The organism is Vibrio cholerae ATCC 14035, from assembly GCF_000621645.1.
Lineage (GTDB): Bacteria > Pseudomonadota > Gammaproteobacteria > Enterobacterales > Vibrionaceae > Vibrio > Vibrio cholerae.
The window spans coordinates 1-12,711 of sequence record NZ_JHXR01000009.1; the positions used below are offsets into that span (position 1 = coordinate 1).

13 protein-coding genes and 1 pseudogene are annotated in these 12,711 nt (G+C 43.9%); 8 read left to right on the forward strand and 6 right to left on the reverse strand.

What is annotated here, in order from left to right; genetic code table 11:
• Both T411_RS0106110 and T411_RS0106115 read left to right on the forward strand, forming a co-directional pair.
• On the forward strand, positions 1 to 319 hold a 319-nt coding region (locus tag T411_RS0106110), incomplete at its 5' end, for an integrase core domain-containing protein (RefSeq protein ID WP_027694888.1).
• Positions 316 to 1,011, forward strand: coding sequence for a hypothetical protein (locus T411_RS0106115; protein ID WP_000213836.1), 696 nt, complete (start codon positions 316 to 318; stop codon positions 1,009 to 1,011). The genes T411_RS0106110 and T411_RS0106115, both read left to right, overlap by 4 nt.
• 101 nt (positions 1,012 to 1,112) lie before the next feature.
• Here the strand turns inward: T411_RS0106115 and T411_RS1000000121530 are convergent.
• Positions 1,113 to 1,244: pseudogene (locus tag T411_RS1000000121530) on the reverse strand (DUF2787 domain-containing protein); the annotation flags it as partial.
• Positions 1,241 to 1,717: a RadC family protein gene (radC, locus tag T411_RS0106120; RefSeq protein WP_000148675.1), complete on the reverse strand. Its 477-nt coding sequence runs from the start codon at positions 1,715 to 1,717 to the stop codon at positions 1,241 to 1,243. The pseudogene T411_RS1000000121530 and the gene radC, both read right to left, overlap by 4 nt.
• Before the next feature lie 143 nt (positions 1,718 to 1,860).
• On the opposite strand from radC, the gene T411_RS0106125 reads away from it, so the two are divergent.
• Complete coding sequence (locus tag T411_RS0106125; protein ID WP_001211490.1) at positions 1,861 to 2,037, forward strand: AlpA family transcriptional regulator; 177 nt, start codon at positions 1,861 to 1,863, stop codon at positions 2,035 to 2,037.
• Between the two features lie 146 nt (positions 2,038 to 2,183).
• Here T411_RS0106125 and T411_RS0106130 read toward each other — a convergent pair whose 3' ends face one another.
• From T411_RS0106130 to T411_RS0106145, 4 genes are all read right to left on the reverse strand, one after another.
• Positions 2,184 to 4,529, reverse strand: coding sequence for a sialidase family protein (locus T411_RS0106130; protein WP_001211290.1), 2,346 nt, complete (start codon positions 4,527 to 4,529; stop codon positions 2,184 to 2,186).
• Positions 4,530 to 4,951: 422 nt separating this feature from the next.
• Positions 4,952 to 6,088, reverse strand: a complete 1,137-nt coding sequence (gene nagA / locus T411_RS0106135; RefSeq protein ID WP_001185226.1) for an N-acetylglucosamine-6-phosphate deacetylase — start codon at positions 6,086 to 6,088, stop codon at positions 4,952 to 4,954.
• A gap of 3 nt (positions 6,089 to 6,091) precedes the next feature.
• Positions 6,092 to 6,955 (reverse strand): N-acetylmannosamine kinase, encoded by an 864-nt coding sequence (locus tag T411_RS0106140; RefSeq protein WP_001259414.1) that lies wholly within the window; start codon positions 6,953 to 6,955, stop codon positions 6,092 to 6,094.
• A complete protein-coding gene (locus T411_RS0106145; RefSeq protein ID WP_012034277.1) occupies positions 6,943 to 7,665 on the reverse strand; it encodes a putative N-acetylmannosamine-6-phosphate 2-epimerase in 723 nt (240 codons plus the stop codon). The genes T411_RS0106140 and T411_RS0106145 overlap by 13 nt, the downstream gene beginning before the upstream one ends.
• Before the next feature lie 214 nt (positions 7,666 to 7,879).
• On the opposite strand from T411_RS0106145, the gene siaP reads away from it, so the two are divergent.
• From siaP to T411_RS0106170, 5 genes are all read left to right on the forward strand, one after another.
• Positions 7,880 to 8,845, forward strand: a complete 966-nt coding sequence (gene siaP / locus T411_RS0106150; protein WP_000849284.1) for a sialic acid TRAP transporter solute-binding subunit SiaP — start codon at positions 7,880 to 7,882, stop codon at positions 8,843 to 8,845.
• Between the two features lie 50 nt (positions 8,846 to 8,895).
• A complete protein-coding gene (siaQ, locus tag T411_RS0106155; RefSeq protein WP_001889698.1) occupies positions 8,896 to 9,417 on the forward strand; it encodes a sialic acid TRAP transporter small permease SiaQ in 522 nt (173 codons plus the stop codon).
• A 7-nt stretch (positions 9,418 to 9,424) separates the two neighbouring features.
• On the forward strand, positions 9,425 to 10,708 hold the full coding sequence (gene siaM, locus T411_RS0106160; protein ID WP_000233105.1) for a sialic acid TRAP transporter large permease SiaM: 1,284 nt from the start codon (positions 9,425 to 9,427) through the stop codon (positions 10,706 to 10,708).
• 37 nt (positions 10,709 to 10,745) lie between these two features.
• Positions 10,746 to 11,642, forward strand: coding sequence for a dihydrodipicolinate synthase family protein (locus T411_RS0106165; protein ID WP_000736956.1), 897 nt, complete (start codon positions 10,746 to 10,748; stop codon positions 11,640 to 11,642).
• A gap of 128 nt (positions 11,643 to 11,770) precedes the next feature.
• A complete protein-coding gene (locus T411_RS0106170; RefSeq protein WP_001052933.1) occupies positions 11,771 to 12,607 on the forward strand; it encodes a MurR/RpiR family transcriptional regulator in 837 nt (278 codons plus the stop codon).
• Positions 12,608 to 12,711 lie beyond the last annotated feature (104 nt).

The following is a 12,711-nucleotide window of genomic DNA, read 5'->3' on the forward strand; positions in this document are numbered from 1 at the left end:
CCATAGCGATCAAGGCAGTCATTATACTAGCCGTAAATACCGTCAATTACTGTGGCGCTTTCAAATAAAACAGAGTTTATCTCGCCGAGGAAACTGTTGGGATAATGCGCCGATAGAGCGCTTCTTTAGAAGTCTGAAGACGGAATGGGTGCCAACTGTGGGTTATCGTAGCTTCGCTGAGGCTCAACAAGAGATCACCCGCTACATTATCGGATATTACTGCCAACTCAGGCCACATCAGTATAACGGTGGTCTAACTCCCAATGAATCAGAACGATTATATTGGGAAAACTCTAAAACCGTGGCCAATTTTAGTTGACCACTACAGCTAATAGTTTGGCAGAGACTGTGGGAGGTTACGGAAATCTAGCAAAAATTCTGGCTTCAATTTACGCCATTAACAAAATGCTGCGAATAGGCTCACCCCTTCTCAAAGGTGGAGCCATGATTGGAGATATGGTTCTTGGCGGAAAGAAAGGGGCTGCGGGAGCTGGTTCGTTGAGTGCTTTAGGCGCAACTCCAGTCTATGTCGTGAATATGCCTAATGGCGGTCTTGGTGGTCCTGACGTAAACTTTCCAGATAACAAAAAGCCCAATAAATCACTCTTTAATGCAAGTAATTTAGCAAATATTCCATTGATTGGATGGGCTTCTTACGAACTAGCAGATCTAACTGATAGTGTGTTGTCATCCAATTTTGACGGCTATAGAGAGGCTGATGCAAAGTTCACTACGAAGATGAAAGCATTTTTTGGTGATAAGGAGGCTCAAGCTCAAGATGTTCAATATTATGGAGCTGACCCTGCAAAGTATGAAGTCAAGCCAATGTCTCCCCCCGAATACATGACAGGCGGGTATAATAGGAGTCCGATATCAACTCCTAGTTCTTATCTTGCAGCTCAAGCAGGAGAGATGAAATTAAAAGTAGAGGTTTCGGACGATAGGGTAAAAGTGACGCCTACTTACCTTCCAAAAGGATTTTCTGTAGATCCAGATACTGGTATCAACTAGGTGAAAACTATCGATAAAATGAAATCGCCATCTCATACTATGGGATTCTCTGAATTTTATTTATCTTGAAATTTTAAGCGTTTTATCTTGGCGCGCTACAAATAGTTTGGATCTCGACAGTTGAGGACTATTCGCTCTGCCTCTTGTGGGATGTCAAAACGGCGAAGTATCGCGCTCAACGCATGACAAAAGCTGTCAGCTAACTGGATCGTTTGATAGCTTTCCACAATCATAGCCAGCCCCTTTCTGCAAATGACACACTGCTTTTGCCAACGACCACATGGTCTAGCACACGAATATCTACCAGTGATAAGGCGTCTTTTAAGCGCTGAGTAATACGCCTATCGGCTTGTGAAGGCTCAGGATCGCCAGAGGGGTGGTTATGGGCAAAGATCACCGCTGCTGCGTTAACGTTTAGTGCCTCCTTTAATACCTCTCTTGGGTAGACACTGGCGGCATCGACCGTACCGCGAAATAGCTCCTTAAATTCAATTAGCCGATGCTGGTTATCCAAAAACAGTACGGCAAAGATTTCGTGCTCATATCCAGCAAGTTTACAGCGTAAGTATTCCGTGGTGTTTTCCGTACGTGCAAAGGTTTCACCGCGCACATAACGCTGTTCAAGGATCTCTGCTGCTTCTTCCAGTACTCGATGCTCATAAGCTCGTTGCGAGAGTAGATAGCGGTGGCGAGGGAAATGAGTCATAGCCTGCTCCTTAACAATAGTGGGAAGGTTCACAGTGATGACATATATCTAAATTGGCTTTGAATATAGGTAAGGGACTGATTTAACTATTTTTTACAGAGTCAGTTCATCCCATGGGACAACAAGACATAGGAGAACATCCCATGAGATTTCTGAAACTAAAAGAAGTAATGGAAAAGACCGCACTAAGCCGTTCAGCAATTTACCGAAAAATGAATGATGGCGAGTTTCCACAGTCGGTGAGCTTGGGAGAAAGGGCTATTGCCTGGGTGGAAAGCGAAGTGGATGAGTGGATGGACTTTTGTCTTAAACAGCGATGATGGCGTGATTATACATGCGTCATGTACTATAGCTGAGAGTGTAAGGTGCCTGATTTGTCAATTTGAGTACTGGTTTGAAACGGTGACGAGAAATAAGCTGATAGCATCATTTGATGTGCTATCAGCTTTAACACGTTAAGCTGCTCTTAGTTTTGCGATAAGGTCAGCTTCTGTTTTAGCAATGTGATAGGCATACGAAGAATTCGCATATTTGAATTATCCGTTTCAACAATGACAATCGCATTTTCCGAATCCAATTGATAAATATCAGAATATGCCGATGCACCATTAACAAGTTGAATTGGTCCTTTCCATGTCACCCCTTCATCGAAGCTAAACCATAAGCCTAGATTTTGCCTGCCATTTGTCCCCGCAGGGTTTCCTTGTGGGTTAGTAAAGAGTAAGAAATGGCTACCGTCACTTTGCTCGAACCGAGTAATAGAAGCATCAACGGTACCAGTACTGATATTGCTAAAGACGTTAGCGTTGTTAGCCTCAAGTAGGCTCCACGTGATTCCACCATCTTTACTCAAAAATTGCTGGCGTGGGCTATAGTTCACACCATTAACGATTTGGTTAAAATCAAGGCGTGCAGTAAGGAGTAGATCACCGTTTTGGAGTTCAACCATATCAGCTTCACTAGGTTCGAGAGTTTCTAGGATACTCGAACTCTTCCAGCGAAAGGGGATAGGGAGTGTTGAACCGGTTTGCCAGTTTGAACCGCCATCATCACTGTAAATAGACATGACGTTCAAGAAGAAACGATCAAGCACAATCGCTGGGTAGATCAAGCGGCCGTTTTGGCTGCCACTGATATTTTGTTGTCGAGTAAGGGTGATGCCATGACCCGGTCCTGGGTTGACACTGGCATTTCCATACAAACTCATGGTGTTGCCCGTTTTAATTTTTGTCCAACCAAGCTTTTCAAGGTCTTTCTCTACTTCAGGGGTTTGCTGTGCTAAATAGAAAGCATCAAACTCCACGAGGTTATGGCCTTGCTGTGTGAGAACAATTTTTTGCACATGCAGTCTGCCGTCAATTTGGGCATCCGCATTACCAAACTGAATGTTGTTCTCCTGCGATACTTCGCCAGCCCAAGTTGTGATTTGCTGACCATCCACGAATAACGTTGTGGTGTGGTTTAACGCCGAATATTGAAGTTCGTAGTCATGGAAAGAGTGTACCTTTGCGTGTTCAGATTGCAGGATAATCGGAGCACTAACACCGTTTAGATTAGCGACTAGACCACCTGATTCATCAATACTCAGTGTGACAACATATTTTCGGCTACCATCGGCAACTTGTATCTGGTTCGCTGCACCATCAACAATTCGGATCTTAGCGTTTGATTGCCAGTCTTGCTGGCTATTTAGGCTGGTATTTCGGCGATACAGCTCTGAACCACCCCAACCAGCGATTTGGAAACTGCGTTCTTTCACCTGATCGGTAACATCGATAGGCGCTTGCCAGTTCCCTGATGCAACATCATAGACGCTGTAAAAAATACCGTTTGGCATCCATGGTTTTATTCGATCTCCGTTTTGAGCGGCATCGGTCGGCCATCGAGCATAAGAGACAAGAACCGTATTGGAGGAAGGATCATAGATAGGCCGAGGATCGGAGAAATCAAACTCATCACTGACATTGATTTGCTCAGTGAGGTTGAGCTCGGTATCCCAAGTTATACCGCCATCTCGTGAGGTACGAGTGATTATGTCATTGGTATTACTCAGAGCACCGGGATCTCCTCCCCCCACACGTTTCTCTGCAAATGCGGTTACCACCCCTGGTGTTACGCTACTTGCTACAATGGACGGTATACGGTCTGGGCCTCTGAAGATGACGTCGCCTTGAATTTCAAACTTAATATCACGATAAGCGGCGACACCATCCGTATTTGATGAGCCATTCCCCCATACGATCATATTTTGTTTTGATGCAGTCGGCTGGATGTTGTCACGAATGAGTTTGCCATCGAAGTAAAAGCTAGCGGATGGGTTACTTCCAGGAAGGAATACCAATTCAAATTTATGATATTCCGTTGCTGCTGTGCCGGTTGCCAAAACGGTGCGTCCAGTTTGCCCTTCAAACTCAACAACTAAGTTACCACTGCTATCTAATGAAATGATGGGTAAGACACGCTGAGTGCCGTTGGCGTAGTAGTTTGTGATCATTCCACCACTGAGCACTTTCATTTCTGTCGTCATTCGCCAACCGAAACTTGATGCTTGGGCATGTTGATTAGTAGAGAGAGAATATGTCCATTGAGCTCTCCCTCCAATACCTTGCACCAACCAAGCGGGCATTCCATCTGCATTGGTTAAAACGCCGCTGCCATTATTCGTGTTGTCTTGCATCCATCCCTGTTTGGCTGGACTGTCAAACTCAGTGTCACCCGTTGCGTTATAGTCAAAAAGTGCGGCGTTTGAGCTTGTCGCCATACCGAACATTGCAAGCATTAAAGCGGTTTTCTTTACGTTTTTGAAACGCATATCTACTCCCTTTATATTAGAATCTGTTTCCTTGTGAATCGATGCTCTTCTTCGTTGTGAAGTCATCTTGATTGACAAGTCTCCATCGAATGTAAGGCTTGGAAACGTTCACATTTCCAGTTGTAGATTCTCATTAAAAAATATTTTCTTCATGAACTGCGATCGCAAAAAAAATAATTTCCATAAATGTTTTTGTGTGTTGTTTAATCGATGAGACATCAACACGTTGCAGTTATGTTCGTACTTAGATGTGTGTAGTTGGGTTAGAGGAGGCTACTGAAGTAGGAATAGAAGCGACGGAAGTACAGTTAATGCCTAAAGGCATATAGATTTTTTGGGAAGAGCTATTCCAATGATCTCTGCTGAACATTGGAATAGTGAACGATCTGGTCAATAACGGATAGGCATGTTTGATCGATAGCTCAGTTGTAGAGCACGCCTTCACTGACTACAGCCAAGCTTTCATATTTGGAGTTTAATACAGTGGCGGCGGCTCGATAATTGGGTTTTAGTTGCCCTAAATCATCACATTGAATTGCTTGAGCCGGATAAGACGAGGCCATTTTTAATGCTTCATCTTCCGCGATTCCCCAACGAATAACATTGGCAACCGATTCATCCATCCCGATGTGTGCTCCCGCAAGATTGCCTCTGCTATTAATCAGTTTATTATCGATGACGCGAATGGTTTCCCCATCCAATTCAAACTGGCTAGTCACACTGCCAAGGCTAGCCATGGCATCGGTAACAATAAGAAGTTTGTCTTTAGGTTTGATTCGCTTAGCGAGTAAAAAACTTTGTGGATGGACATGAATTCCATCAGTTATTACTGAACACCAAGCATGATCGGTATTCAATGCTGTACCGACAACTCCGGGTTCACGACTCTCAAAAGGCGACATGGCATTAAATAAGTGGGTAAATCCATCAATGAGAGCTAACTTCTCAGTGGTTAATTGGGCTGTAGTGGCATTACTGTGACCACACGAGAGAGTAACATGATGATCCTTTAACCACTTTAGTGAGTCGATGGAGAGGTTTTCAGCCGCGACCGTTACAAGAACTTTGCCTTTGGTTGGCCAGTGAAACTGTGAAAGTTGTTCGGGTGTCGGGGAATAGAACAGATCTGGGTTATGAGCGCCTTTCTTTTCTGGGTTTAACCAAGGCCCCTCTAAGTGAATACCCAACACACCCGAGACTTGATTTTCGATTGCAGATTGAATGGCATCAAGTGCACGGTTGATGTGTTCCGGTGTTGCACTGATTAAGGTTGGAAGCAGATAGGCGGTGCCGTGAGTTCTGTGTGCTCGGCAGATCGAATCAATACCCGCAAGAGTCATGTCATTATTGAACATGACATCGCCACCGCCATTAACTTGTAAGTCAATGAATCCTGGAGCGATCAATGCACCATCAAAATGTTGATGCTCAATATCCTCCGTCAGAGACTCAATAGGAACAATGGAGTGAATGTGTGAACCTTCCCAAACCATTGCCGCATTCTCGTAATACTGAATTCCATCAAAAAGCCGTGTGGCTGAAATTGCCTTTAATGCCATCGTTTACTCCTTAAACTGAAATGCTGCTCCGAGTAGGCAAGCATCATAATCGCCATGAGCAGGAGTGACAGGGATGTGAAATACGGATGGCCTAGATTGAATAGCTTTGTTGAGGCGTTCAAGGTAGCCCTCTGCGAGACCAATTCCACCACCCAAAACAATAATATCCAGATCTAAGCATGCTTTAAGATTACAGCATAATGTGGCTACTGCTTGCACACTGCGATTGATGATCGCTTCTGCTTTCGGGTTGAACGCTGCTTGCTTAAATAACTCAACATTGCTCATTGTCTCGGTAAAAGTGGCTTCGCTCTCTTTTTGAATCGCGTTACCTGAAGCCATGGACTCAACACAACCTCGCTGACCACATCCGCATAATGGACCTTCAATGGCCACCGACATGTGACCTATGTGTCCCGCTAAACCGCTGTTTCCTTTGTGAAGCTTGCCATCAATGATGATTCCGCCACCAACCCCTGTTGAAACCGTAATAAAAGCCATATTTAAGCTAGGATTTTTTAACTGCACAAATTCAAACCATGCCGCGGCCTGTGCATCATTAAGAATGGAGACTGGTTTATTAGTGAGTTGTTCTAGCGTTTGAGCTAATGGAAAAGGTACAGGGAAATTAAGAGTCTCTGGATTTATCGATGTGATGCCTTCTGGCGTTACATAACCTGTTGTTGATACGCCTACATAATCGATAGAAGGGAGCCATTCAGTGACCTTTTCGAGAATCGCTTGAACAAACTTGGTGACGTCCTGCACCACAGGCGTTGCTATCTGGTAACGCTGTATGATCGTACCTTCTTCTACAATCGCTAATGCTATTTTTGTTCCGCCGATATCGATGGCTAGTGTGCGCATTTCCTTTCTCCCGCAACTTGGGTTGCGTTATTGAACCATTGAGTAACCACTTCTAATCGAGTCAATGCAGAACCAACCGTTACGGCAACCGCACCAGACTCAATAGCTTTCGCTGCTAACTCAGGCGTATTGTATCGACCTTCCGCCATGGTAAAAAAGCCGGCTTCAGAAAACGCTTTCACAAGTTGGAAATCTGGAACCGTGGGCTCAATATCTCCGACATAGCCTGACAGTGTTGATCCAACAATTTCAACACCTTGTGAGTTAGCCCATAATCCATCCTCGAATGTGGAGCAATCGGCCATCGCAAAACATCCCGTGTTTTTGATTGCTTGCGCAATACGTTCTCGACTTTCAGGGCGTGTTCTATCGGTGGCATCAAAAGCAATGACCGTTGCGCCAGCATTTGCTAAGCCATCAACATCTGAAACAAAAGGAGTGATTCGAATTGGGCTATCAGGCAAGTCACGCTTAACGATACCTATAATCGGAATTGTTACTGCGGCGGATACAGCAGCCACGTTATTCACACCTTCAATGCGCAGCGCTTTTGCACCCGCTTGTTCGACGGCGATCGCCATCGCCACAATGAAATCTGTTTTATCGAGTGGGCTGCCTGTTACAGGTTGTATGGAAACGACAGTTTGGCCGTTTAAAAATCGCTTTAACTCTTCGATATTCAAAAAATTCTTTCTCACGACGGGCCTCATTTTTCTTTTCTAAAAACGTTTTTAATTCCTGACTTGATGAACAAAAGGACTCTTGTAACCAAATTTTGTTCGCCATCACACTTTGAAAAAAGGTGGTTTGAAAATAATCTCCACCGCAATGATAATTCATAACGAAGATTTTTTTCAAACGAAATAAAAGTTTTTTTTGAAAATGGTGAGACAAGGCGTAACAGGAAAGAACAAAGGGAAAAATATGAAAACCATTAATAAGATTACTATCGCAATACTTACTTTGAGTGCTGCTGCTTCTGTCAATGCTGCGACGACTTTAAAGATGGGGATGCAAGCTTCTGTGGGGTCTGTAGAGTATAACTCGGCAAAAATGCTTGCCGACACATTAGAAGAAATGAGTCAAGGAGAGATCAAACTCGCTTTGTACCCAAGCGCCCAGCTTGGTGATGATCGTGCCATGCTTCAGCAATTGACGCTGGGAGATCTCGATATAACTTATGCTGAGTTTGGTCGTATGGGGCTTTGGATACCGCGAGCAGAAGCGGTCATGCTCCCTTATGTCGCGAAAGATTTTGACCATTTACGCCGCATGTTTGAATCTGACTTTGGTCAAGGTGTTCGTGATGAAATGCTCCAGAAGTTCAACTGGCGTGCTTTGGACACTTGGTATAACGGTACCCGTGAAACCACTTCAAACCGTCCCCTCAATTCGATTGAAGATTTTAAAGGGTTAAAACTTCGAGTCCCGAATGCTAAGCAAAACCTCAACTATGCAAAGCTGTCTGGTGCCTCGCCAACCCCGATGTCATTCTCTGAAGTTTATTTAGCGCTGCAGACCAATGCCGTAGATGGGCAAGAAAACCCGCTACCAACAATTAAAACAATGAAGTTCTATGAAGTGCAAAAGAACTTAGCCATGACACATCATATTGTTAACGATCAAATGGTGATCATTTCGGAATCTACTTGGCAGAAGCTTTCTGATACGGATAAAGACATCATTCAGAAAGCCGTGCAGAAAGTGGGAGATGCTCATACACAGACCGTTAAAACTCAAGAGGCAGAATTGGTCTCCTTCTTCAAGAGTGAAGGTATCAACGTGACTTACCCAGATCTGGAGCCATTCCGAGAAGCGATGCAACCACTTTACAAGGAGTTTGACAGTAACATCGGTCAGCCGATTGTGTCGAAATTGGCAGCAATGTAAAGGGTAGGGTTCTCTGTCTCATTAAATTAGCTGGCCAGGACTGGTCAGCTATGGAGCTTAAGATGTTACGTAAGATAATTAATAATATTGAAGAAATCATTACTGTGCCTCTAATGGCGGCCTTGCTTGCTGTTTTGACTTGGCAAATTGGTACCCGTTGGCTTCTCAATGATCCTTCTTTGTGGAGTGAAGAGCTTGCCCGATTACTCTTCATGTATATGTGTTTAGTGGGATGTGCTATCGCCATTAAACGAAGTTCTCACGTCAATATCACTTTTTTCTCTGACAAACTTCCTGAAAAGGCGCGCTTGTCTTTAGTCCTATCGTTAGAGATTGCCGTGCTGGTTTCTATTGGTGCAATCATTGTGCTCGGCTATCAACATGCCCAGCGTAATGCATTCTTTGAATTGATCACATTAGGGATATCGAGTAGCTGGATGAATTATAGCTTACCTGTGGGTGGCGTGTTTATGGTGTTTAGACAACTCGAAAAAATCTTTAACCTTATGAAGCTGCTACTGGGTGTTAGCTCATCTGCTTCATTAATTGATCAGCAAGTAACGGAGAGGTAGTAGGACTATGGTTGGTTCAATTTTTGGTTGGTTAGGATTGTTATTTGCGGGCATGCCAGTAGGTTTTTCACTTATTTTTGTTGCATTAGCTTTCCTCATTCTCACCAATAGTACAGGGATTAATTTTGCGGCTCAGCAAATGCTGGGTGGGATCGACAACTTCACGTTGCTAGCCGTTCCATTTTTTGTGTTAACTGGCCATCTAATGAATAGTGCCGGTATTACAGAAAGAATCTTCAACTTCGCGAAGTCTCTCGTTGGCCATATTACGGGCAGCTTGGGTCATGTAAATATCATGGCAAGCTTGTTGTTCTCTGGAATGTCTGGCTCAGCATTGGCAGATGCAGGTGGGTTAGGTCAGCTTGAAATCAAATCCATGCGTGATGCGAAGTATCACGATGATTTCGCGGGCGGGCTGACAGCGGCATCTTGCATCATTGGTCCTCTGGTGCCGCCATCAGTACCACTAGTCATATACGGTGTGGTTTCCAATACCTCTATTGGCGCATTATTTTTAGCGGGTGCGATACCTGGTTTGCTGTGTTGTATTGCCTTGATGGTGATGAGTTATTTTATCTGCAAAAAGCGCGGATATATGACATTGCCTAAAGCGAGCAGACGTGAGCAATTTAAATCACTTAAAGAAGCATTTTTATCGTTGCTGACACCAGTCATTATCATTGGTGGGATCTTCTCTGGTAAATTTACGCCAACTGAAGCGGCTGCTGTTTCATCTCTCTACGCACTATTTTTAGGTACAGTTGTTTATAACACGCTCACGTTACAGGGGTTCATCGAAATTCTGAAAGAAACGGTCAATACCACAGCCGTGGTTGCTCTGATGGTTATGGGCGTGACTGTTTTTGGGTGGATTGTGGCTCGCGAACAGTTACCACAGATGTTGGCTGATTATTTCTTAACAATCAGTGATAACCCACTCGTACTGCTTCTGTTGATCAACTTGTTGCTCCTCTTCTTGGGCACGTTTATTGAGTCATTGGCCTTGCTGTTGCTGCTAGTTCCATTCTTGGTGCCAGTGGCTTCAGCGGTGGGTATCGATCCTGTTCACTTCGGTGTTATGGCGATTCTTAACCTAATGATTGGCATTCTTACCCCACCAATGGGAATGGCTTTATATGTGGTTTCTCGAGTCGGAGATATCCCATTCCATACGCTTACGCGTGGTGTTTTACCACTACTGGTGCCGCTATTCATCGTGTTGGCGCTGGTGGCGGTATTCCCTCAATTTACTCTGCTACTACCGGAATTATTCCTCGGATACGGACAGTAGTTGAACTAGCGAACTATAGAATTTAAAGGTAAACAAAATGAAAAAATTAACAGGTTTGATTGCTGCTCCACATACGCCTTTCACAAAAGATAACAAGGTTAATTTTGCGGCGATTGACCAAATTGCTGAGCTTCTGATTGAACAAGGAGTGAAAGGTGCTTATGTCTGCGGAACGACAGGTGAGGGGATCCATTGCTCTGTCGAAGAAAGAAAAGCAATTGCAGAACGTTGGGTGAAAGCCGTTGATGGGAAGTTAGATGTTATTTTACATACAGGCGCTTTAAGTATTGTTGATACCATCAACTTGACAGAGCACGCTGAAACACTGGATATCTTTGCTACCTCCGCTATTGGCCCATGCTTTTTCAAACCGGGAAGTGTTGATGATTTAGTTGAGTATTGTGCTCAAGTTGCTGCCGCAGCTCCTTCAAAAGGTTTTTATTACTACCACTCAGGAATGTCGGGCGTGAATCTAGATTTAGAGCAGTTCTTGATTAAAGGCGAACAGCGCATTCCTAATCTTTATGGCGCAAAATTCAATAATGCTGATTTGTATGAATACCAGCGTTGCGTGCGAGTATCGAATCGCAAATTTGATATTCCATTTGGTGTGGATGAGTTTTTACCTGCTGGTTTAGCCGTCGGTGCGGTAGGCGCAGTTGGTAGCACTTATAACTATGCTGCTCCATTGTATTTGAAAATCATTGAAGCATTTAACCATGGTAAACATGATGAAGTCGCAGCGTTGATGGATAAAGTGATTGCGATTATTCGAGTATTGGTCGAATACGGCGGTGTTGCGGCAGGTAAAGTTGCCATGCAGTTACATGGTATTGATGCTGGGGATCCCCGCTTACCTATTCGTTCATTGAATGACAAACAGAAAGCGGATGTGCTTGCGAAGATGCGTGATGCTGGGTTCCTGTCGATCTAAATAAAGGCTAGGGAGGAATATTCATCCTCCCTAAAAGAAGATTTAAGAACAAATTATCATGATGATGTATTAATAGATCTAGGTCTTTGGTACTTTTATGGTAGTCAAAAGAATATTAAGGACTCCAAGTGAATTTGCCTAAAAATCTGATGGTTCGATTGCGCTCGAATACCGAACCTTTGAGCAAAAAACTCAGAGTTGTTGCTGATTATGTGCTCGAAAATGCACATGAAGTTCAGTATCAGACGATCACCGATCTAGCGTTTAATACAAAAACAAGCGAAGCCACTGTAGTCAGGCTATGCCGTGATTTGGGCTACAAAGGTTATTCGGATTTTAGAATGGCATTGGCGGTTGATCTTAGTCAGTCTGCAAACCAATCTCAGCCCAAAATGGATGGCGATATTTGCGAAGTTTCTGCGCAAAGCGCGGTAGATAGTTTAATGGATACTGCAAAACTGATAGACAGAGCTGCCTTAAATAGAATATGTGAGTTGGTTCATGGGGCTAAGTTTATTGGGTGTGTTGGTGTGGGAGCATCCAGTATCGTCGGTCGCTATTTGGCGTACCGATTAGTGAGAATAGGTAAAAAAGCCATCATGTATGAAGATACACACTTGGCGGCAATGAGTGCTGGACAGAGTGTTGTCGGGGATGCATGGTTTGCAATATCGAGCTCAGGTTCTACAAAAGAGGTGGTTCATGCGGCCACCCAGGCTCATCAACGCGGTGTGCCAGTTGTATCTCTTACGAATATTAGCCATAGCCCACTTTCTTCGATTTCAGATGAAATGTTAGTGGCTGCAAGGCCTGAAGGCCCTCTCACTGGCGGTGCTTTTTCTTCTAAAGTTGGTGCTTTGTTGCTTGTTGATGTTTTGATTAACACACTTTTAGATGTATATCCTGAATATTCAGCCTCCGTATTTGGTACTGCGGAAGTGATTTTACCTTTAATGGATAGTTAAGCAGTATTTAACAAGTTTGAAACCCATCAGGATATCGATGGGTTTTTTTAGCGCATTTAGTGAAGATAATTTTTACTTTTATTAATGGTGAAGAAATTAATCTT